The 22872-nt window shown below is 72.8% G+C and carries 15 protein-coding genes; 8 read left to right on the top strand and 7 right to left on the bottom strand.

Features of this window, described 5'->3' with window-relative positions; genetic code table 11:
• Nucleotides 1-165 precede the first annotated feature (165 nt).
• The 8 genes from ACFWGZ_RS06365 to ACFWGZ_RS06330 all read left to right on the top strand — a co-directional run bounded on the left by ACFWGZ_RS06365 (nucleotide 166) and on the right by ACFWGZ_RS06330 (nucleotide 9453).
• Complete coding sequence (locus tag ACFWGZ_RS06365) at nucleotides 166-2892, top strand: ferritin-like protein (protein WP_382450416.1); 2727 nt, start codon at nucleotides 166-168, stop codon at nucleotides 2890-2892.
• A 146-nt stretch (nucleotides 2893-3038) separates the two neighbouring features.
• On the top strand, nucleotides 3039-3929 hold the full coding sequence (locus tag ACFWGZ_RS06360) for an ArsR/SmtB family transcription factor (RefSeq protein WP_382450415.1): 891 nt from the start codon (nucleotides 3039-3041) through the stop codon (nucleotides 3927-3929).
• Entirely contained in the window at nucleotides 3907-4338 is a 432-nt protein-coding gene (locus tag ACFWGZ_RS06355; RefSeq protein ID WP_382450414.1) for a cobalamin B12-binding domain-containing protein, read from the top strand. The genes ACFWGZ_RS06360 and ACFWGZ_RS06355 overlap by 23 nt, the downstream gene beginning before the upstream one ends.
• A complete protein-coding gene (locus ACFWGZ_RS06350; protein ID WP_382450413.1) occupies nucleotides 4335-5543 on the top strand; it encodes a methylaspartate mutase in 1209 nt (402 codons plus the stop codon). Before ACFWGZ_RS06355 ends, ACFWGZ_RS06350 begins: the two co-directional genes overlap by 4 nt.
• 11 nt (nucleotides 5544-5554) lie before the next feature.
• Nucleotides 5555-6529 (top strand): asparagine synthetase A, encoded by a 975-nt coding sequence (locus ACFWGZ_RS06345; protein WP_382450412.1) that lies wholly within the window; start codon nucleotides 5555-5557, stop codon nucleotides 6527-6529.
• Nucleotides 6526-7749: a glutamate synthase-related protein gene (locus ACFWGZ_RS06340; RefSeq protein WP_382450411.1), complete on the top strand. Its 1224-nt coding sequence runs from the start codon at nucleotides 6526-6528 to the stop codon at nucleotides 7747-7749. Before ACFWGZ_RS06345 ends, ACFWGZ_RS06340 begins: the two co-directional genes overlap by 4 nt.
• Before the next feature lie 4 nt (nucleotides 7750-7753).
• Nucleotides 7754-8677 (top strand): ATP-binding cassette domain-containing protein, encoded by a 924-nt coding sequence (locus tag ACFWGZ_RS06335; RefSeq protein WP_382450418.1) that lies wholly within the window; start codon nucleotides 7754-7756, stop codon nucleotides 8675-8677.
• A 5-nt stretch (nucleotides 8678-8682) separates the two neighbouring features.
• Nucleotides 8683-9453: an ABC transporter permease gene (locus tag ACFWGZ_RS06330; RefSeq protein WP_382450417.1), complete on the top strand. Its 771-nt coding sequence runs from the start codon at nucleotides 8683-8685 to the stop codon at nucleotides 9451-9453.
• Here ACFWGZ_RS06330 and ACFWGZ_RS06325 read toward each other — a convergent pair.
• The 7 genes from ACFWGZ_RS06325 to ACFWGZ_RS06295 form a co-directional block, all read right to left on the bottom strand.
• Complete coding sequence (locus tag ACFWGZ_RS06325; RefSeq protein WP_382450410.1) at nucleotides 9418-11127, bottom strand: hypothetical protein; 1710 nt, start codon at nucleotides 11125-11127, stop codon at nucleotides 9418-9420. The genes ACFWGZ_RS06330 and ACFWGZ_RS06325 overlap by 36 nt on opposite strands.
• Before the next feature lie 73 nt (nucleotides 11128-11200).
• Complete coding sequence (locus tag ACFWGZ_RS06320) at nucleotides 11201-11356, bottom strand: hypothetical protein (RefSeq protein ID WP_382450409.1); 156 nt, start codon at nucleotides 11354-11356, stop codon at nucleotides 11201-11203.
• Nucleotides 11353-12525, bottom strand: coding sequence for a nucleotide disphospho-sugar-binding domain-containing protein (locus tag ACFWGZ_RS06315; protein ID WP_382450408.1), 1173 nt, complete (start codon nucleotides 12523-12525; stop codon nucleotides 11353-11355). The genes ACFWGZ_RS06320 and ACFWGZ_RS06315 overlap by 4 nt, the downstream gene beginning before the upstream one ends.
• Nucleotides 12526-12533: 8 nt before the next feature.
• Nucleotides 12534-13331, bottom strand: coding sequence for an alpha/beta fold hydrolase (locus ACFWGZ_RS06310; protein WP_382450407.1), 798 nt, complete (start codon nucleotides 13329-13331; stop codon nucleotides 12534-12536).
• 3 nt (nucleotides 13332-13334) lie between these two features.
• A complete protein-coding gene (locus ACFWGZ_RS06305) occupies nucleotides 13335-15668 on the bottom strand; it encodes a penicillin acylase family protein (protein WP_382450406.1) in 2334 nt (777 codons plus the stop codon).
• Between the two features lie 86 nt (nucleotides 15669-15754).
• Nucleotides 15755-15979: an MbtH family protein gene (locus tag ACFWGZ_RS06300; protein WP_382450405.1), complete on the bottom strand. Its 225-nt coding sequence runs from the start codon at nucleotides 15977-15979 to the stop codon at nucleotides 15755-15757.
• A 17-nt stretch (nucleotides 15980-15996) separates the two neighbouring features.
• Nucleotides 15997-22872, bottom strand: coding sequence for an amino acid adenylation domain-containing protein (locus ACFWGZ_RS06295; protein WP_382450404.1), 6876 nt, complete (start codon nucleotides 22870-22872; stop codon nucleotides 15997-15999).

Here is a 22872-nt window from a genome sequence, read left to right as displayed (position 1 = left end):
GGAGGACACCCCCTCCCCGCGGCGCCGGGTCCTCCGTGTTGAACCACGAGCTGAATCGTCTGTCCACTTAAGACTTCTGAACGGCCTCCTTAACACCTGGATCAGTTCCGTCGGCCGGTGCCAAACTCGCGCTCGACCACGTCAGGATCTGCCAGGGGAGCTTCCGTGTCCTATCTGGGTTTTCCGCGGCTCACCTTCGCCGGCACGTTCCAGTCCGACATCTGCACGGTGAACAACATCCCGCCGTACTACGACAACACCATGTTCGAGCCGCGGTTCCAGTGGCGGATGAGCATGCCCGACTACAACGGCCTGTGGCACCCCAAGGGCAGCAACGCGATCCGGCTGACCGACCTGCGGATCACCAGCACCAGCCTGCCGGACGGGACGCTGCTGACCACCAGGGCGCAGGACCCGCTCGTCGGCTGCCGCGTCACCGACGACGACCTGCGCGCCCACGGCAAGTTCGTCGACCTGGACCCGCAGAACCAGATGGTGTCCGAGCTCTACGGGCTGCGGCTGAGGATCCTCGACGGCGAGGGCACCGAGGTGCTGCGCGGCGACTTCGCCCCGTCCCCCGTGGACGACGTCTGGCTGCGCGCCCGCCTCCCGTCCGGCCGCGGCGACCCCTCCGGCGCCTACCAGTCCGTCCTCACCGGACTGCAGTGGGGCGAGGTGAGATCACCCGCGCTGCAGGCGATCCGGGCCGCGACCACCGGCGGCCGGCTGTCGGTCAAGCTCGTCATGGACAGCGTCGAGGACGGCGTCGAGCACTGGCCGGACAACGTGACCTACGGCCGGCTCGTCGGCACGATCGGGCCGCACCTGGCGGGTGAGCCGCAGCAGTTCGTGGCGGGCCGGCGGTTGCGCAGGACCCCGGACGGCGCGCTGAACCCCGCGCCCTGCCGGGTCGACGAGGCGGCGTCGGCGGTCTTCGTCGACCTGGGCAACAGCACCCCGACGACCGCGCGCGGCGGGCCGCTGGTCGACCTCGGCCCGGTCAACCTCGTGGCGATGGGCACGACCCCGGTCGTGCTGGCACCGCTGACCGGCACCGAACCGGCCGCGTACGAGCGCACGGCGGGCATCGCGGTCGCCAGGCTCACTCGAGAACAGCTCGAGATCGCCCGCAAGACCCCGCTCGCGATCCGCAAGGCCACGGGCGAGGTGCTGCTGGCGGAGAACGCGGACGCGACCTACCTGCGGTGCGAGAAGGTCGTCTTCCGCCTGCACCCCGGCAAGACGCAGGCGAGCGCCACCACCGTCGTGCACGCGACGAGGTTCGGCAGACCCGCCGCCGGGGTCGAGGTGTTCCTCGGCACGGGCGGGGAGCCCGCCGCGTTCGGCCACCCGGAGAAGGTGGTCACGGGATCCGACGGCCGGGCGCTGATCTCCATGACCGGCAAGGACCCCGGGAACCCGCGCAAGTGGGTCGACGGCGTGGCGGTCGAGTGCCCGTACGGCTTCACCGACGGCAACCGGGAACCGGAGGGGCAGATCGCCGCGCGGATCTTCGACCCGTGCCCGCTGCCGGCGCGCCCGACGTGGGTCCGCGACGTTCAACCGATCCTCCAGCAGTACTCGAACCTCTACCCCTCCATGAACGCCATCCTTGACCTCGGCAACTACCACCACGTCATCCGGCACCAGACCTACATCCGGCGAACCCTGCTCGCACCGCGGGAATCGCCGAACCACATGCCGGTCACGCGTGATCTCTCCCCAGGAAGGCGCGACATGATCGTCAAGTGGCTGGACACCAAGCCGGCTCCACCGGTCCTCGAGATCGAGACGATCGAGGACCTCCGCGGCGCGCTGCAGCAGGCGCTGCTCGTGGAGCTGGCGACGATCCCCCCGTACCTCGCCACGCTGTTCTCGATCAAGCCCGGGCACAACGTGAAGATCGCCGAGCTGATCCGCGGCGTCGTGATCGAGGAGATGCAGCACCTGGCGCAGGTGTGCAACATCCTCAACGCGGTCGGCGGCAAGCCGCAGCTCGGCAGGCCCGGCCTCGTCCCGACCTACCCCGGCAGGCTGCCGGGACCGGTGCTGCCGGACGTGACCGTGCGGCTGCGCCGCCTGTCGATCGAGCACGTCCGCAACTGCTTCATGGCGATCGAGCAGCCCGACCACCCGACGCTGGACGGCAAGGAGTTCAAGGGCGCCGTCATCAAGCCCGAGAACGTCCGGCTGGACCAGGCCGGCAACGTGAAGTCCGTGCCCGCCGACGACATCCGGGCGCTCGAGGAGTGGTTCAACAAGGCCGAGTACACGCCGATGACGATCGGGTGGTTCTACGACCGGATCGCCCGCGGCATCTCGAAGCTCGACGCGGCGGGCGGGCTCTTCACGGGCGACCCGGCGCTGCAGGTGAGCTGGCCGGACGCGCCCGGCGTGCTCTACCGCGTCACGGACAAGAAGTCGGCGCTGCTCGCGATCTACCAGATCGTCGAGCAGGGCGAGGGAAGCCCGCACGACCTCGACGGCGACGACCTCGCCGACCCGGGCGAGCTGGGCCACTACTACCGGTTCGCCGAGATCGTCGAAGGCCGCCAGCTCGTGCGCACTTCCAGCGGTGAGTGGAAGTACGAGGGTCCGGAGATCCCGTTCGACCCCGAGGGCGTGCACCCGGTGGTGGACGACGCCGACACGTTCCGGCTCGCGGCGGGCAGTCAGCCGCGGCGTGCCTCCGAGACGTGCGACGAGTCGTACACGAACCTGCTCACCGCGCTCAACCGGCTGTTCAACGGCCACCCCGACGAGTTCGACGACACGGTCGGCCTGATGTACCAGATCCAGCTGCAGGCCAAGGCCCTGTACGACACGCCGGCCCCGGCCGACTCGGGTGCCGTGCTGGGTCCCGCCTTCCAGTCCCCCGGTCTGCGCTTCTAGCCGCTCGCTCGCCGAAGGCCCTCCCGGCCGTCTCTTTCGCTCAACGGATTCAACTTCCGGGTCGCACCGTGCCCACTCCATGGGGGAGTCAAGTGACACGCATCCATTTTTCGGTAGAGGACTTGGCACGAACAAGGTTCTGCAACGTGGACACCGCCACGGCGGAGACCCTGCTCGCGATGAGACTGCTCGGGCACGGCGGCGGAGGCCCGTCGTTCCGCAAGTGGCAGACGGCGGTGCGCACCAGACTGGGAACGCCACCCGCGGCGCAGCAGCGGTTGTTCCGCTCCGCCCACCTCTCCTCGGACTTCTTCCCCTCGAACGCGGCCGGCAACCACCTCGGGCTCGCCCTCGCCAGGGCCGGCTACCAGCGCGAGGACATCGCCTACATCACCAACCAGTTCTACCCCCTCGCGATCGCGCCGTACTGGAACGGCATTCGCGGCTACCTCGAGGCCGAGCGCTCCTACCGGGGCCGCGTCATCCTCAACGACGGCGTCGAGGGCATGCTGCGCAGCCTGCAGCCCATGATCACGTGGAACGCGCCGGTGCTCGAGACGGCGAGCCCCACCGGGCCGGAGATCCACCTGAACAACCGGGGACTGCTGATCGTGCCGTCGCTGTTCCTGTTCGACCAGGTCACCGTCATCACGCCACCGGCATCGCGACCCGACGACCCGCCGGTGCTCGTCTACCCGGTCCCGGTCAACGGCGCGACGGCGAGCTCGTTGTGGCAGCTGGCCCCCTCGACCGACAAGGCGCTGGGCGCGCTCGTCGGCCGGACGCGCGCGAAGGTGCTGCGCACGCTGGTCGACAGCCACAACACCGGGGAGCTCGGCCTGCGGGTCGGCGTCTCGGCGGCGGCCGCGAGCCAGCACACCGCCGTGCTGCGCGAGGCCGGCCTGATCATCACGCGGCGCAAGCAGAACACCGTGCTGCACTCCTTGACCCCACTCGGGCTCGCGCTGCTCAACAGCAGGGGCATCGAGGCGACCGCGACCGGGGAGAAGCCCGATGCTCGCCGCTCGGTGTCCTGAGCAGCTCGACGTCGTGGTGACCAGCACGGCGTCGGACTCGCACACGTGGAACCTGGTGTACCTGCAGCTCGCGATCGAGGAGGCCGGGCACCGGGTGCGCAACCTCGGTGCCTGCGTCCCGGACGACGAGGTCGTCGACGAGTGCCTGACCGGGCGGCCGGACCTGCTGGTCGTCAGCAGCGTCAACGGGCACGGGTTCGCCGACGGCCTGCGGCTGATCACGGCCCTGCGCTCGCACGACGACCTGCGCGGGCTGCCGGTCGTCATCGGCGGCAAGCTCGGGATCTCCGGCACCGCGGGGGTGCACGGCGAACTGCTCGACGCGGGCTACGACGCGCTCTTCGAGGACGACCCCGAACTGACCAGGTTCCTCGGTTTCCTCGGCGCGCTGGTCGCGGTGCCGCGATGACCTCCTTCGGCGGCTTCGTCCGCGCGGCCAGGGCGGCGGGAAACCTCGTCGTCCAGCCGCGGATGGGGATGAGCGACCCGGTGACGATGCGCGCCGGGCTGCTCGCGACCCGCGGCGCGGCGGCCACCACGGTCGGCACGATCACCGTCGACAGCTACACCCGCGTCGGGGACAACCGCGGCGCGGCACTGGCCCTGGCCCGCGGCTCGGCCATGAACGGCTACCCGATCACCGCGCACAGCCCGCGCACCACCCGCAGGGTGCTGCACGGGCTGGGCTTCCCCGTCCAGGTCCGGCACGGTTCGGCGGTGCCGGGCGACATCGTGACCGCGCTGATCGCGTCCGGGCTCGACGCGACCGAGGGCGGGCCGGTGTCCTACTGCCTGCCCTACAGCAGGCTCCCGTTGCGCGACTCGGTCGAGAACTGGGCGCGCACGTGCACCCGGCTGGCGGAACTGCCCGGTCACCACCTGGAGACGTTCGGCGGCTGCATGATGGGCCAGCTGTGCCCGCCGAGCGTGCTGGTGGCGATCAGCGTGCTGGAGGCGCTGTTCTTCCGGCGGCACGGGGTGCGCAGCATGTCGCTGAGCTACGCGCAGCAGACCAACCCCGGTCAGGACGTCGAGGCCGTGGCGGCGTTGACGAGCCTCGCGGGCGAACTGCTGCCCGACGTGGACTGGCACGTCGTGATCTACGCGTACATGGGCGTCTTCCCGCGGACGCCCGCCGGGGTGCGGCGGCTGATGGCCGAGGCCGCGCGGCTCGCGGTCACCACCGGGTCGGCGCGGCTGATCGTCAAGACGGAGGCGGAGGCGCACCGCATCCCGTCCGTGGCCGAGAACGTGGCGGCGCTGGAGCACGCGGGCGACGTCGCCGCGTTCTGCGCGCCGGCACCGGCCGACGGCCGCGACACCGAGACGTACGCGGAGGCGCGGGCGGTGGTCGAGGCCGTCCTGAACCTCGACCCGGACCTCGGCATCGCACTGGACAAGGCCTTCTCCGCGGGCTACCTGGACGTGCCGTTCTGCCTGCACCCGGACAACGCGGGCAGGGCCCGCAGCTACCTCGACCCCGACGGCCGGCTGCGCTGGTCGGCCACCGGCTCGCTGCCGTTCGGCGCGACCTCGCGGCACCGCCGGGACATGACCTCGTCCGACCTGCTGGCCGCACTGTCCTACATGGAGCGACGGTGCGACACGAACTGAGGAGGAGTGCGTTGGACAGCACACCGTCCAGCCCCAAGGAACACCTGCGCTCGCCCGTCACGAGGGCGGCGCTGCGGGTGCAGAACGCGGTGCTCGCCGCGACCAGGGAGTTCCTGTCGGCGCAGGGTTTCACCGAACTGCTGCCGCCGGTCATCGGCCCGGTCACCGATCCGGGCGCCCGCGGCGCGAAGCAGGTCGACGTGGACTACTACGGCCACCGCTACAAGCTGATGACGAGCGCGATCCTCTACAAGCAGGCGACGCTCACCGCGTTCGACCGGATCTTCGCCATCGCGCCGAACGTGCGGCTGGAACCGCCGGAGACCTCGACGACGTCCCGGCACCTCGCCGAGTTCCACCAGATCGACGTGGAGATCGCGGACGCCACCGCCGAACAGGCGATGGACCTGGCGGAGAACCTCGTGTCGCACGTGGTGAAGTCCGTGGTCACCCTGCCCGACCTGGCGGTCCTCGGCCGCGACGTCACCGCGCTGGCCGCCGTGCTCGGCCGGCCGTTCGACCGCCGCACGCACGCGTCGGCCGTCGCCGAGCTGCACTCGCTCGGGCACGAGCAGAACCCGGACGGCGAGATCGACTGGCGGGCCGAGGTGCTGCTGTCCTCCCGCACCGCGCAGCCGTTCTTCGTGACCGCCTACCCCAAGGGCTCGCGCGGGTTCTACGACCGCGAGTCCGCCGAGCACCCCGGCGTGCTGCGCAACTTCGACCTGATCGCGCCGGAGGGCTTCGGCGAGCTGTGCAGCGGCAGCGAGCGTGAGCACCGCTACGCCGAGATCGTCACGCGGATGCGCGAGACCGGCGAGAACCCGGCCAAGTACGGCTGGTACCTCGACGTGGTCCGCGACGGCATCCCCGCGAGCGCCGGGTTCGGCATCGGCCTGGAACGGCTGACCCGCTACCTGTGCGGACTGGCGGACGTCTGGCAGGCCTCGGCCTACCCCAAGCTGCCGGGGGTGGCGTCGCCGTGACGCTGCGAGCGCCGGGGTTCCCCGAGCAGGAGGTGCGGGACCGGGCCGCGCGGGGCCCGGCCGGGATCTTCCCGGACCTGGCCCGGTACGGGAGCACGCTGTTCGGCGCGACCCCGGCGACCGGTGACGCGCTGGACTCCGCGCGACTGGTGCCGCCCGTGTTCATGCCGCGGCGCCTGGAGAAGCTCGTCGAACTGGGCCGCGAGCCGATGCACGACGCGGTGGACCTGACCACCCGGGTCGGCGGGTTCCGCTCCGCGCTGCCGCTCTACGTCTCCGCCTTCGGCTCCACGCGGGCGGCGTCCGGCGACCTCGGCGTGGCGGCGGCGCGGCAGGCGGGACGTCTCGGCATCCCGCTGGTGATCGGCGAGAACGTGGTGCCCGTCAACGGGTACGGGCGGCTGGACAGCGCCGGGGAGAAGTCCCTGCTGGCCCGGATCCGCGCGTACGGCGACGAACTGGGCGAGCGGGACGGCGGCGTGGTCGTGCAGCAGTCCACCGAGGACGCCGACGCCGAGGTGTGGAACCTCGTCCACAGCGACCCGTCCGCCCAGGAGCTGCTCGGCAGCGGGCGGCTGGGCCTCGAGCTGAAGGTCGGCCAGGGCGCGAAACCGGGCCTGGGCGGCATGTCCGTGCTCGACAGCACCTCGGCCGTGGCCGACCGGTTCCACGTCGACACCGTGTTCGGCGCGGACGAGGTGCTGCGCTGCGCGAGCCCCGGCACGTTCACGCGGGAGATCCTCACGCAGCAGATCCGCCTGATGCGCAACAACTACCCGCGCGCCAGGGTGTGGGTGAAGCTGCCGCCGGCCAGGGACGTGGGCGACGCCGCCCGTGCCGCCTGGGACGCCGGTGCCGACGCGGTGACGGTCGACGGGGCCGAGGGCGGCACGGGCTGGGCCCCGACCGGGTTCCTCGCGCACGTGGGGCTGCCGCTGGCGGAGTGCCTGCGGCGCCTCGGGCAGCCGGCGGGCGACCTGCTCGTCTCCGGGCGGATGTGGGAGGGCGCGCGAGCGGTGAAGTGCCTGGCGCTGGGCGCGCGGGCCGCCGGTCTCGGCCGGGCCGCGCTGCTCGCCGCCGACACAGATCCGGTGCGGGGCCTGGAGAACCTCGTGCGGTGCCTGGAGCTGGAACTGCGCCTGCTCGTCAGCGCGCTCGGGAAGTACTCGGCCGGCGCGGTGTCGGCGGAGGACCTGTGGTGGGGGAGTCGTGCCAACTGACCTGATGATCCACGCCGAGGACGTCGTGAAGTCCTTCGGCGCGCACACCGCGCTGGACGGGGTGTCGCTGCGGGTGCCGCGCGGCACCGTCCTCGGTCTGCTGGGCCACAACGGCGCCGGCAAGACGACGTTGATCAACATCCTCACGACCGCGCTGCCCCCGGACGGCGGCACGGCGTCGGTCGCCGGGTTCGACGTGGTGACCCAGGGCGCGAAGGTCCGCTCGAGCATCGGCCTGACCGGTCAGTACGCGTCGGTCGACGAGGACCTGACCGGCAGGCAGAACCTCGTGATGATCGCCCGGCTGCTCGGGTACTCCTCCCGCGACGCCCGCGCGCACGCCGCCGGGCTGCTCGACTCGTTCGGGCTCGCGGAGGCCGCTGACCGCAAGGCCGGCACGTTCTCCGGCGGCATGAAACGGCGGCTGGACCTCGCGGTGAGCCTGGTCGGCCGGCCCGGTGTCGTGTTCCTCGACGAACCGACCACCGGCCTCGACCCGACGAGCCGGATCGCGCTGTGGGAGACCGTCGAACGGCTCACCCGCGAGGAGGGCACGACGGTGCTGCTGACCACGCAGTACATGGAGGAGGCCGACCGGCTGGCCGACTCGATCACGGTGCTGTCGCACGGCCGGGTCGTGGCGGCCGGCACGGCGGGCGAGCTGAAGGCCGGGCTGGGCCGCCGCACGGTGACCATCACGCCGTCCGACCCGGCGCTCGCCTTCGAGGTGCTGTCCCGCAACGGGTTCGAGGTGGCGCGGGAGCTGGGCACCGTGCACGTGCCGGTGTCCGCGACCCGCGAGGTGGCCGTGGTCGTGCGGCTGCTGGCCGAGGCGGACGTCGAGCTGGCGGCGCTGGCGGTCACCGAACCGACCCTGGACGACGTCTACCTGGCCCTGGCCGCGCAACCACGGGGAGTGCTGCGGTGACGACGATGCCGGCGAGTCCGTTCGTCCAGGTCGGCGTGCTGACCGGGCGGTCGCTGCTGGGGCTGCGCGATCCGCGGATGATCGTGATGAACCTGCTCCAGCCGATGATCATGCTGACCCTGTTCAGCCAGGTCTTCAAGACCATGGCGAACGCGCCCGGTTTCCCGCCGGGCGTCGAGTACCTCGACTACCTGATGCCCGCGATCCTGGTGACCACCGGCGCGCAGGCCGCGGTGTGGGCCGGCGGCGGGCTCGCCAACGACCTCAGGAACGGGGTGCTGGCGAGGTTCCGGACGCTGCCGGTCACGATGGTCTCGGTCGTGGCCGCGCGCAGCCTCTTCGACGCGGTGCGCAGCGCGTTGCAGCTGCTGACGCTGCTGGTCGCGGCGATGGTGCTGTTCGGCTTCCACCCGGCGGGCGGGGTGCTCGGCAGCCTCGGGGCCCTGGTGCTCGCGCTGGTGGTCGGAACGGGGCTCGGGGCGGTCTTCATGGCGCTCGCGGCGTGGGTGAAGAACGGCGAGCTGTTGCAGACCATCGGCATGGCGACGATGTTCCCGCTCATGTTCGCCTCCAGCGCGTTCGTGCCGGTGACCAACCTGCCGGGCTGGCTGCGCGCGGTGGCGGTCGTGAACCCGCTGACCTACGCGGTCGACGCGGCACGCGGGTTCGCGCTCGGCGCCCCCGCGTGGTCCGCTCTCGTCTCCGCGCTCCTGGTGAGCTCGGTGCTGCTGGTGACCGGGCTAGGCCTGGCTGCTCGCGGTGTCCGCCGTCCGTGACTTCGACACGACACGAGGAAGGAGGTCGGGAACATGACCGCGACGGCTCAGCACCACCGCGCCGGACGGGGGCAGGGTCACGCGGGTACCGGCCTCCCCCGCCTCGGCGGGGAGGGGCCGTCCGGTCGGGTCGGTGACCTGGACGTCCTCCACGTCGTGCCCGACGAGCAGCGTCCGGCCCTGCTCTCCGCGGACGCGGACCCAGTCCGTGCGACCGCGGCTGCGCGAGGCGTCGACCAGGCACGCGCCGGGCACCCGCAGCGACTCCACGGAGATCTCGTCCCACCCGTCCGGAATGGACGGGAACACGTCGACGGCACCGGTGCGGCCGTGCACCACCAGGTCCAGCACGGCCTGGCTGACGCCGAACGGCACCGACCACACGTCGAGGTCGAGCACGTGCCGCAGGTGCTCCGCTGCGGCGTCCGGCTCCCGCACGCGCGCGGCCAGCGACGCGGCGGCGACGTGGGAGTCCACGGTCCAGTCCTCCCGCATGCCCGCCCAGTGCCGGTAGCTGCGCTGTGCCACGTCGAGCGAGATGCTGCTGTCGTGCAACGGGAAGAGCCCGACGAGGTGCGCGGCCGCGCGGTGCGAGCGCGTGAGCGGCCTGCCCGCGCCGAGCAGCAGGCCGGACGGCCCGGTGTGGTACGGCACCAGGTCGCGGACGAGCTCGTCGTCGCCGAGCACGCGGGCGGCCCAGCGCAGCAGCGCCAGGTCGTAGGTGCTGTCCGCGACGTCGCCGTGGCCGGGCGAGTGCGTGGCGGGCAGGTGCAGGAAGCCGTCGCCGCCCCGCACGAGGAACGCCCGGTAGAAGTCGGCGGCCTTGCGCACCAGCGGGACCAGTGCTCGCGGTGAGTCGCCGCGGTGCTCGTGCAGCGACCACAGCGCCGGCAGGTTCCAGGCCATGATCGAGTTCTCGGCCGCACCGCCCTTCGATCCCGTGCCGGGGATCGCGGCGAACGACAGCGGCGGCGCGACGTCGACGTTCGCGAGCAGCGCCACCTGGTTCGCCCCGGCGAGCATGGACGGCACCGAGGCGAGCGCGGTGCCGGGCGCCACCGTCGCGGCCGCGTGGTACTGCTGGATCACGTGGAACCGCTGCACGGACCTGTCCGGCACGGACACGAAGCTGTTGGTGTAGAGCCGGTTCCACCACGCGCGGTGCGTGACGAGCAGCTTCTCGGGATCACCGGAGCCGCCGGCCAGGAACACCCGGCGCGAGCCCACGACCTGCCCGGCCCACCGCGCCGCGGCCTCCCCGGCGCTCGGCGTGACGGTCACGACCAGGACCCCGGTCTGCCGGTGCACCAGCGCGGACAGCTCCACCGCGCCGCACGTGGTGGTGACGGTCCCCGTCAGCTCGGCGTTCCACAGGTCGAGCTGCCAGCGCGCACCGGTCGGCGTGCCGGCCAGGTCGAGCCGCGCGAGGCCGGTGAACGCGATGCCGCGCTGGTCCCCGAACACCTGCGTGGTCACCGACCCGTTGCCCAGCAGCGGTCCCGCCCACTGCTCCAGCGGCAGCTCGTGCCACACCATCGCGGCGTCGCGGACGATCGCCTCGTGCGGCCCGACCGGGCTCGCCGACGCGGCGGAGGTCAGCCAGCCGCCCCCGGCGGCGGTGGCGCCGAGCAACGCGGCGCCGCGCAGGAACGTCCTGCGGCCGAAGGTCTTCATGTCACCAACTCCTCGCATGTTCCCCGCTCGAAGACCTCTTCCCCGTGCCGCGGCGGGGTCGCCCGCACTGCCCTCACGGCAGCAGCCAGGCCGCGCCGCGTGACGCGAGCCCGCCCGCGTCCCACACCCGCGCGTCGCCGATCCCGTGCCCGTCGGGCGCCCCGGCGGGCCAGACCCAGCACCCGGCCACCACGGCGGTGAGCACGCTCCACCTCCGCCACGCCCTCATGCGACCCCCTCCCCCACGATCAGCTTCTCCAGCTGGTCCGCCGCGGCCGCCGGTCCGTTGGACTGCCGCAGCCGCTGGGCGTTCTCCGCCACCGCGGCCCTGATCGCCGGGTCGGTCACCACGTGCTCCAGCGCCGCGCGGAACGCCTCGGGCCCGGCCTCGTGGTCCACCACGACACCGACGCCGAGGGCGGCGAGCGTGCGGGCGATCTCCTTCTGGTCCGACGCCCTGGGCACGATCACCATGGGCAGCCCCAGCAGCAGGCCCTCCATCGCGGAGTTCATGCCCGCGTGCGTCAGGAACGCGTCGCAGTGCTCCAGCACCGCCGACTGCGGCACGTACCGGCGTGCCACCACGTTCGCGGGCAGGTCGCCGATCTCCGCGGGGTCGGTGTGGGAGGTGGCCATGACCACGCACCAGCCGTTGTCCGCGAACGCGTCGGCGATCTTGCGGAAGAACCACGCCCCACGGGTGAAGAACGTGCCCGTGGACACGTAGAGGGTGCGTTCCCGCTCGATCCGGTCCCAGGGCAGGTCCGAGTCGCCCCGGGCGGGTTCGCAGCGCAGGGGGCCCACGAAGTGGAAGCGCTCGTCGAACGTCTCGCGGTGGGGCTGCAGCTCCTCGGTCGAGTTCACCAGCGCCAGCGCGGCGTTGCGGTGCACGCGGCGGCGCAGGCCCGGCTGGACCTTGGCGAAGCCCGAGTACTTCACGAACGCGGCGGTCTTCGGGCCGGCGAGCCTGCGGACGTCGTCGAGCAGCACCTGCTCGTTGACCGCGTAGGTGACGTGGAACGCCACGTGGGGCACGCGCGCCGACTCGGCCGCGTGCACGCCCCACAGCGACATGATGTCCGTGACGACGACGTCGGGACGCAGGTCGGGCATGCGGGCCTTCAGGAACGCGCTGAGGCGCACCCGTTCGCGGTGCACGTCGCGGATCCACCGCAGCCGGCCGAACTTGCGCTTGACGGACCTCTGCTCGGCCACCGCGGAGCGGGGCATGACGTCGAGCTCGACGATCTCGCAGCCGAGCTCGCGGAACGGTGCGGTGAAGCCGGGGCTGACGGCGACGGTGACGTGGCCGCCCCTGGCGACGAGCTCCGCGGCCAGCGCGGCCATCGGAACGACGTGCCCGTGCAGCGGGAAGGGCGTGAGCAGGTAGCGGGACATGCCGGCTCCTAGGCGTGGAAGAACTTGATGATGCTGTCGTTGACGGCGTCCGGCCGCTCCAGGTAGCCGTAGTGGCCCGCCCCCGCGACGACCTCGAAGGTCGCGCCGGGGATGATCCCGGCCAGCTCCTCGCCGTGGGCGGGAGGCGACAGGACGTCGTCGGAGAACGAGATCACGTGGCAGGGCACCAGGATGCCGCCGTAGGCGAGGCTGCGGTCCGGCATCGGCTCGAGCCCGAGCTGGGCGCGCACACCGGGCCCGTCCGGCGGCGAGAGCTCGAACAGGTCGAGCCAGTCCCTGATCTGCTCCTCCGAGTCCACAGTGGACCTGGCCAGCGAGGTGAGCGCGGTGACCGCGGCCCGGTAGGCGGGCGGGATCCGCACGCCGGAGTCGTGCAGCTCGATCTCGGCGCGGGCCAGGGCGCTGCGGAACCTGTCGCTGCGCGCCCGGCTCGCCATCAGCACCACCTGGCGCACGAGGTCGGGCCGCGCCAGTGCCAGCTCCTGCGCCACGTAGGCGCCGAGCGACGTGCCGACGACCCGCACGCCGCGGAGCCCGAGGTGCTCGATCAACCCGGCCGCGTCGCCGACCATGTCGTCCACGGTGAACGACTCCGGGCACGACGACGGCTCGATGCCCCGGTTGTCGACGGTGATCACGCGGTAGCCCGCGGCGAGCAGGGCGGGCACCTGGTGCGCGTGCCAGACCCGGCCGGGGCTGCCGGAGCCCATCAGCAGCAGGACCGGGTCACCGGTGCCCTGGTCCCAGTGGTGCAGGGTGATTCCGTTGACGGGTGCGAACGGCATGTCTCACCTCGGGTTCGCGACGAGCCGGACCACGCGCAGCGCCGGCGAGGAGTGGATGTCCTGCTCGGTGAACCGCTCGCGCACCCACTGCCCCCGGGAGAACAGGGCCGTCTGGTCGGCGTGGTGCGGCGAGGAGGGGTCGGTGGACTGCGAGTACGTGAGCAGCGTGCGGGCCTCGGGTGCCCCGCGCCCCTGGAACTCCACGACCTGCACGAAGCTGGAGCCGTGGCCGACCTCGGTGTTGCCGCCGGGGCCCCAGACCGGCGTGATCACGTTGAGCACGCCGAGGTCGTGCGGGCCGCCGTGGATCGGGTACCGCTGCCCGGCGCGCGTCACGTGCTGGTTCTCGCCCAGCGCCGCGTCCTGGGCGACCCCGGCCGCGGCCAGTTCCCGTGCCGTGTCACCGAACGCCTGCTGGACCGCGGCCAGGTCGACCGCCAGCGTGTTCGGCGTGCTCAGCGGCAGCGCCGGGTCGAAGGGGACCTTCCACATGGCCGCCACCGACTTCGCCCGCAGGACGAACCGGCTGAAGAACACGGCTCCCCTGCTGTCCAGCCGGAACGTGCCGTCCCAGCCGGCGAGGGCGGCGCAGGCGGTGGTGACGTCGACCGGCCCGCCGGCCGACGGGGCCTGGCCGCCGGGGAACGCCTCGCACATCCGCACGGTGTCGGCCCGCGCGATCTCGGCGACCCGGCTGCGGTCGGCGAACAGCAGGGCGCGCATGGTCTCGTTCGAGAAACCCCGGCCCGGCAGGCCGTCCGTGCCGGCGACGCGGCGCTGCACGGCGATCTGCGCCTCCTGGGCGCGCATCGACAGCTCGGTCGCGGTGGTGCCGAGCACGCGCGGGTACCCGGTCGCGAGCGCGTCGGGGTTCGCCATCCACGGGGTGTTGTTGGCGTTCGCCACGGTGTCGCGGCGCAGCAGCGACGGCAGGCGGCCGGGGCCGAGCAGGCCGGGCTCGCGGGCGTCGGGGTCGCTGCCCCACGCGCACTCGCCGCGCGAACCGTCCAAGATGGACAGACCGGTCTGCGGGAAGACCACGGCGCCGAGCGCGGTGCTGCACTTGCGCGCGTGCTCGTCGGTGACGTGCGGGGCGACCTGGATGTCCGCGTACAGCGAGTTGCCCTGCCGGTCGACGGCGAGGGTGTTGACCCACGGCGTGCCGAGCGTCCCGGCCAGCGTGTCGCGGACCTCGGCGGCGCTGCCGGCCCGGTCGAGACCGGTCCAGGTGTCGAGCAGCCGGAAGTTGGTGGCGTTGGCGTCGCGCAGCACGTAGGCGGTCGCGCCCCAGGGCAGCGGCACGCCGGGGACCCCGGCGAGCACCGGGCCGTACTCGGTGGCCCAGAGCGTCCTGGTGACCGTGCCGACCGACCCGTCGGGCCGCCGCACCTCGACCGAGACCTCCTGGGAGGTCATGTCCCTCTGCACACCGTCGACGACGTACCGGGTGGGCGCGCCCGCGACCGTGGGCACCTCGAAGAGCCCCGCGGTCACGGCGGTGGACACGGTGTGGCTCCACGCGACGTTCTCGTTGTGGCCGATCGCGACGACCGGGATGCCGAGCAGGGACGCGCCGGAGACGTTGAGCCGTCCGGGGATCGTGAGCTGGGCCTGCCAGAACCGGCGGACTCCCTGCCACGGGTAGTGCGGGTTGGCGAGCAGCACGCTGCCGCCGCCCGCCGTGTCCTCGGCACCGGCCGCGATCGCGTTGCTGCCCAGGCCGGGGTCGGGCTGGAAGTGCCGGACCAGTGCGCTCGCCTCCACGGCAGGCTGCGCGCCCGCCGCGGCGGGCGGCTGGGCGCCGACGAGTCCGTCGATCATGGCGCCGCTGCCGGACACGAGGGTGATCGCGTAGACGTGCCGGTAGACGTCCCGTTCCTCGATCGCCCGGGTGGTGCCGTCGCAGCTCTTCCCGCTCCCGGCCAGGTACCGGTTGTAGCCCTGGACGTACCCGCGGACGAGGTCGCGGACCGGCTGCGAGACGGCGCGCGCGTAGCGCTCGACCACGCCGCTGCCGTTGATCCGGCGGAAGTGCAGGTCGCTGTTCAGGTTGGTGCTCGCCGAGCCCACGCCGGAGTTCGCCGGCCCGTCCGGTCCGAAGTGGAGCGACCGCTGCCCGGCGACCGTCAGGTAGGTGTCGGCGAGCACGCACAGGTTGTCCTGGGCGCTCGCGTAGCCGAATCCGTAGCCCAGACCGAGGTGGTCGTGCGCGATGATGTGCGGGATGCCGTGTTCGGTGTAGCGGATGGTGGTGCCGATCGGCATGCCCTGCGCGGATGTCGTGAGCCCGGCGACGAGTGCGACCACCGCGGCGCACACCTTGAGAACGCGCCCCATTGCCTTTCCCCCTGTCTGGTGCGGATTCGGGCAGGCCGCCCCCACGACGCCCGGTCAGCGGGAGCGGCCTTCGCGGTGCTGCCCGGTCAGCCGCGGCCGGCCTCGGCCATGGCGCGGACGAGGCTCGCGGGACGCATGTCCGTCCAGTTCTCCTCGATGTGGTCGAGCGCCTCCTGCCGGGACACGGACTCGAGCTCGACCACCCACCCCGCGGGCACGTCCACGAACGACGGCCAGAGCGAGTACTGGCCCTCCTCGTTGACGAGCGCGTGGTAGATGCCGTCGGCGTCCTCGAACGGGTTGGTGGACATGGGTTCTCTCCTCAGGTTCAGTGGGTGCCGAGCTCGCGCCCGATGGCGGCGACCGCCCCGGGGTCGGACAGCATGTCCCCGTGCGTCGCGTCGACGGCGTGGTCGAGGACGTGACCCGTCACGTGCGGCCGCCAGGCCTCGGCGGTGGCGAGGCGTGCCACCTCCTCCGGCACGACGACTCCTGGCGTGGGCCGCGTGGCGGTGAAGAACACCAGGTCTCCGCCAAAGGTCTCCGGGATGAACGTTCGCATCAGCCGGTGGTTGTTCGCGAACACCTTCATCGAAGACTTAATGCGCTCCTCGCCCAGGGCGGCGAGCCGGTGGTTGCGGTCGTTGAGGAACGCCACGTACCGCGCCACCACGGCGTCCTCGCCGGTCAGCAGCTCCGCCGGGTCCAGCTCGAACTCCGCGACGAACGCGCTCGCGAAGATCTCGTGCTCGGGCACGTCCTCGTCGTGCCCGGCGGCGGGCGGGTAGGCGTCGACGACCACCAGCCGCCCGACCTCGTGCCCGAGGCCCTGCAACCGGGTCGCCATGGCGTGCGCGACGAGGCCGCCGAACGACCAGCCGAGCAGGTGGTAGGGGCCTTCCGGTTGCACCGCCAGCACCTGTGCGACGTAGTCGTCCGCTATCTCCCCGATCGACGACGGCAGCGCGCCGGTGCCGTCCAGACCGCGTGCCTGCAAGCCGTAGATCGGCTGGTCGGCGTGGGTCATGAGGCCCGCGTAGCACCAGCTCGTCCCCGAACCGGGGTGCACGCAGAACAACGCCGGCCCGGTTCCGCCGCGCCGCAGCGGGAGTGGTGACTCGAAGGGGTCGCGTTCGACGTCCGACCCCAGCTCCACGGCCAGGGCGGCCACCGTCGGCGCCTCGAACACGCTGCGCACCGAGATGTCCGCACCGAACGCGTCCCGGATGCGCCGCACCAGCCGGGTGGCGAGGAACGAGTGCCCGCCCAGCCGGAAGAAGTCGTCGTCGATCCCGACCTCCGGCACCCCGAGCAGCTCGGCGAACAGGCCGCACAGCACCTCCTCCTCGGGGGTGCGCGGCCCCCTGGCGGTCGCGGCGCCGGCGTCCGGGAGCGCGGCGCGGTCGAGCTTCCCGTTGGGGGTCAACGGGAACTCCTCCAGCGCGACGAACGCGGCCGGCACCATGTAGTCGGGCAGGCTCTCCCCGACGTGCTTCGCCAGCACGTGGCCGTCGACGCGGCCGTCGCGCGGCACGACGTAGGCGACGAGCCGTTTGTCCCGTGCCAGCACCGCGGCCTGCGCGACGTCCGGGTGCCGCGCGAGCGTCGCCTCGATCTCCCCCGGCTCGATCCGGAACCCGCGGATCTTGACCTGGTGGTCGGCCCTGCCCGCGAACCTCAGCTCACCGTCGTGCGTCCAGCTCACCAGGTCGCCGGTGCGGTACATGCGGCCCCCGCCGAACGGGCAGGCGACGAACCGTTCCGCGGTCATGCCGGGCCTGCGCAGGTAGCCGCGGGCGAGACCGGAGCCCGCGATGTAGAGCTCCCCGATCGCGCCGGGCGGCACGGGGTTCAGCGCGGGGTCGAGCACGTACAGCCGGGCGTTGGCGATCGGGCCGCCGATGGGCGGGGGCACCGGCCACCAGTGCGGGTTCTCCGGCAGGGTCCTGGCCGTCATCACGTGCGTCTCGGTGGGGCCGTACTGGTTGTGCAGGCGGCGCGGGACCTTCGCGAAGAACTCGCGCATCGCCGCGCTCGGGACCAGCGCCTCGCCGGACTGCACGACGTCGACGAGCGCGGGCAGCGCCAGGCCGCGGTCGTTCGCCGCGTCGCAGACCGCGTCCACCACGAGGTTCGGCGCGTACAGCTCCTGCACCCCGTGCCGCTCGAGCCACGCCACGAGCTGGTCGGAGTCGCGCCGGGTCTCCTCCGGGCACTCCGCGAGCGTCTTGCCGAACAGCAGCGCCGAGCAGATCTCCTGGATCGAGCCGTCGAAGCTGATCGGCGCGAACTGGGCGGTGACCTTGCGGCCGTGCCGCGGGATCACCTCGTCCTGCCAGACCACCAGGTTCAGCGGGCCGCGCGAGGTCTGCACGACGGCCTTGGGCCGGCCGGTCGAACCCGAGGTGTAGATGACGTAGAACGGGTGCTCCGGCCGCAGCGGCGCGGTGCGTTCGGCGTCGGTCAGGTCCTGCGCGGACTCCCGGTCCAGGTCCAGCCCGGCGAGCAGCTCCGCGTCGAGCACGAGCGCGGGATCGGCGTCGGAGAGCATGTACCGCACGCGGTCCGGCGGGTAGTTCACGTCGATCGGCACGTACGCCGCCCCCGACTTGAACACCGCGAGCACCGCGACGATCAGCTCCAGCGAGCGCGGCAGCGCGACGGCGACGTAGTCCTCCGGCCCCAGCCCGCGCCCGGCGAGGTGGCGCGCCAGCCGGTTGGCCCGCGCGTTGACCTCGCCGTAGGTCAGGCTCGTGTCGCCGAAGACGACCGCGGGCCGGTCGGGGTCGCGGCGCGCCTGGGCCTCGAACAGCTCCGGCACCGAGCGCCACGGCAGGTCGCGCCGGGTGTCGTTCCAGTCGCCCAGCACCCGGCCGCGTTCCTCGGCCCCGAGCACGTCGATGCCGCTGACCTTCACGTTCGGGTTGGCCGTCACGGCGTCGAGCACCCGCACGAGCCGCTGGGCCAGCTGCTGCACGGTGTTCTCGTCGAACAGGTCGCGGCTGTACTCGACGGCCGCGATCATGCCGGCCGGCTTGCCCTCCGCGCGGCGCTCGACGAACGAGAACACCAGGTCGAACTTCGCCGACGTGATGTCGGTCCGCTCGCGGGTCGCGGTCAGGCCGGGCAGCGCGCCGTGGGCCTGGGCCGCGGCCGAGTCGTCGTTGTTGTTGACGGTGAGCTGCACCTGGTACAGCGGGTGGCGCGAGAGCGAGCGCACCGGGTTGAGCGTGTCGACGAGCCGCTCGAACGGCACGTCCTGGTGGGCGTAGGCGCCGAGTGCCGTGGCACGGGCCCGTGCCACGAGATCGCGGAACCTCGGGTCACCCGAGACGTCCGTGCGCAGCACCAGCGAGTTGACGAAGAAGCCGATGAGATCGGTCAGCGCCTCGTCGGTGCGGCCCGCGATCGGGGTGCCGATCGGGATGTCCGTGCCGGCGCCCAGCCGGTGCAGCAGCGCGGCGAGGCCCGCCTGCAGCACCATGAACGGGGTCGACCTCGTCGCGCGGGCGAGGTTCAGCAACGCCGTGTGCAGCGGTGCCGGGACCTCGAACTCGACGATGCCACCGCGGTGGGTCGACACCGCCGGGCGCTGCCGGTCCACCGGCAGCCGCAGCTCCTCCGGCAGTCCGGCCAGGGTCTGCGTCCAGTGCGCCAGCTGCCGGTCCAGCTCGGTGCCGAGCAGGTCCCGCTGCCACAGCGTGTAGTCCACGTACTGCACCGGCAGCGGCCGCCAGTCCGGGCTCTGCCCGGCGACGCGTGCGGCGTAGGCGGTCGTGAGGTCGCGCACCAGCAACGGCATCGACCAGCCGTCGCCGACGACGTGGTGCATCAGCAGCACCAGCACGGACTCCCGGTCGCCGAGCCGCAACAGGTAGGTGCGCAACGGGTTCTCGCCGACCAGGTCGAACCGGTGCGCGCCGATCTCCGCGAGACGGCGGGGCAGCTCGTGCTCCGTGACGCGGGAGACGGTGAGGTTCGGCCGGCCCGCGGGCAGCACGACCTGGTGCGGGCCCGACGCGTCCTCGGCGAACACCGTGCGCAGGGGCTCGTGCCGATCGGCCACATCGGACAGTGCGGCGCGCAGCGCGGACTCGTCGAGGTCTCCCGACAACCGCATCGGCACGACGATGTTGTAGGTGGGGTTCGGGCCCTCGACCTGGTTGAGGAACCACAGCCGTTGCTGGGCGTAGGACAACGGGATCCGCTCGGGCCGTTCTCGCCGGGTGAGCGCGGGGCGGCCCGGCCCGGCCGCGTCGAGCAGCTCGGACAGCGCGGCGACGGTCGGCCGTTCGAAGAGCTGCCGGATGGACAGCTCGGCGTCGAGCGTCACCCGCACCCGGCTGACGAGCCTCGTCGCGAGCAGCGAGTGGCCGCCCAGGTCGAAGAAGCTGTCGTCGATGCCGACCGCCTCCGCGCCCAGCACGTCGGCGAAGATCCCGCACAACGCCTCCTCGCGCGGGCTGCGCGGCGGGCGGGACTCCCCGGCCGCGCGCACCGGTGCCGGCAGCGCCTTGCGGTCCACCTTGCCGTTCGGGGTCAGCGGCATCTCCTCGAGCCGCAGCAGCGCGTCCGGCAGCAGGTGCGGTGGCAGCGTCTCGGCGAGCCGTGACCGCACCTCGGCCGGCTCGTCCGGTGCCACGTAGTAGGCGACCAGGCGCTTGTCGCCGGGCACGTCCTCGCGCACCAGCACGACCGGCTGGGGCACGATCCGGCCCAGCGCCGTCTCGACCTCGCCCGGCTCCACCCGGAACCCGCGGATCTTGACCTGGTCGTCGCCGCGCCCGGCGAAGAACAGCCGCCCGCTCGCGTCCCAGCGGGCCAGGTCGCCGGTGCGGTACATGCGCCCGTGCGCCGTGGCCACGAACCGCTGCGCGGTCAGGCCCGGCCTGCCGAGGTAGCCCCGGGCCAGCGACGGGCCGGACACGTACAGCTCGGCCGTCACGCCGGGTCCCACCGGCTTCAGGTTCGCGTCCAGCAGGTGCAGCGTCGCACCGGTGACCGGCGGCCCGAGCGGCGGTGGGACGTCCTGTTCGGACAGTGGCGGGCTGAGGGTGGCGGCGACCGTGGTCTCGGTCGGACCGTACCCGTTCTCCAGCACGTGGTCGCGCGACCACGTCTCCACGACGCCGGGCGGAGGCGCCTCGCCGGCGACGAGGATCGTCGTGCCGTGCGGCAGCTCCGGCACCACGGCCAGCGCGGTCGGCGGCAGCACGAGGTGCGTGACGCGGTGGGCGCGCACGAACTCCGCGAGGGGCTCGCCCGGCGCGATCTGCTCCGCCGTGCCCACGACGAGGCAGCCGCCGTTCAGCAGCGCGGCGGTCATCTCGAAGAACGCCGCGTCGAAGCTCGGCGAGGCGAACTGCAGCACCCGGCTGTCCTGCCCGGTCCTCATCTGTGCGTGCTGCGCGTGGGCCAGCGCGGCGATGCCCCGGTGGGTCACGCCGACGCCCTTGGGCCGTCCGGTCGACCCGGACGTGTAGATCACGTACGCCAGCCCGTCGATCCTTTGCGGAGCGTCGACCGGCGTGTCCGGCAAGGCCGCCGCCTCGTCCAAGTCCGCCTCGGTGAGCACGCACCGGGGGCGCGCGTCGTCGAGCATGTAGTCGATGCGGCTCCGCGGGTAGTCGCCGTCGATCGGCACGTACGCCGCGCCGGCCTTCATGACGCCCAGCGACGCGACGACGCGGCCGGTCGAGCGCGGCATCATGACCGCGACCAGGTCGTCCGCTCCGACGCCGCGGCCGGCCAGCAGGCGCGCCACCTGGTTCGCCCGCGCGTCCAGCTCCGCGTACGACGTGACGGCGCCGGCGAAGTCGACGGCGGGCGCGTCCGGCCTGCTGCGCGCGATCTCCGCGAACAGCTGCCCGAACGTGGCCGCGGGCAGCTCCGGCCGTGGTCCCCGCGACCACTCCTCCACGCGCGCCAGTGTCGAGGGGCTCAGCAGCTCGACGTCCGCGAGCAGCCGGCCCGGGTCCGCGGCGAACGCGTGCAGCGCCCGTTCGACCTGGTCGAGCACCTCCCTCGCCGTGTCGGCGGAGACCACGTCAGGGCGGTGGTCCAGGCGCAGGGCCATCTTCCGGCCCGGAGCGCCCACGAACGCCAGCGGGTAGTGCGTGGCGTCGTGTCCCTGGACGTTCGTCACCCGCAGGTCGCCGGGCGTCCCCGCCCCGTCACCGGTCCCGGCGGGGTAGTTCTCGAAGACGAACCCGGTGTCGAACAGCGTGCCGTGCCCGGCGAGCCGCTGGACGTCGGCGAGGCTCACGTGCTGGTGCGCCAGCAGGGCGAGCTGGTCCGCCTGCAACCGTTGGAGGAACTCGGCGACGGTGTCGCGGCCGCGCGGCACGGCCCGCATCGGCACGGTGTTGATGAACAGCCCGACCATGCGCTCCACACCGGGGATCTCGGCGGGCCGCCCGGAGGTCGTGATGCCGGTGACCACGTCGTCGCGGCCGGTCAGCCGGGACAGGGCCAGGGTCCAGGCGCCGAGCACGACGGTGTTGAGCGTCAGCCCGCTCGACCGCGCCCACTCCGTCAGCGCCGTCGTCGTGTCCTCCGCCAGCTCCCGGTGCAGCTGCACGGGCGCGGCGGTGCCGGGTTCCGCGGCGACGATCGTCGGCTCCACCCCGTCCAGGACGGCGCTCCAGACGGCATCGGAGTCCTCTTTGGACTGTCTGCCCAGCCACTCCAGATAGCCGCGGAACGGCGGCACCGCCGGCAGGTCGGTCCGGCCCGCGTACAGCGCGACCAGGTCGCGCAGCACGATCGGCACGGACCAGCCGTCCACCAGCATGTGGTGGAACGTCAGCACCAGGTGGTGCGTCCGCTCGCCGAAGCGCAGCAGCGCGCCGCGGAACAGCGGCGGCTTCGCGAGCTCGAACCGCTCCGCCAGCTCCTCGGCGGCGATCTCCCGCGCCTTCACCTCGTCCGGCACGTCCACGACCCGCCACGGCACGGTGACCGCCTTCGGGATCACCTGCACCGGCCGGCTCAGCCCCTCGTGCCGGAACCCGGCGCGCAGGCTGTCGTGCCGCGCCAGCAGGGCGTTCAGCGCCGACTCCATCGCCGTCTCGTCCACCACGCCGTCCAGTTCGACGACGAGCTGCACGGCGTAGACGTCCGGCCCGGCGCCGTCGTAGGCGTGGTGGAAGAGCATGCCCTCCTGCAGCGGGGACAGCGGCAGGATGTCCTGCAGCCCACTCAT

The organism is Lentzea sp. NPDC060358 (assembly GCF_042725365.1).
In the GTDB taxonomy this organism is placed as follows: domain Bacteria; phylum Actinomycetota; class Actinomycetes; order Mycobacteriales; family Pseudonocardiaceae; genus Lentzea.
Note: the sequence above shows the minus strand (reverse complement) of the source record. Positions and strands in the feature narration are given on the sequence as shown.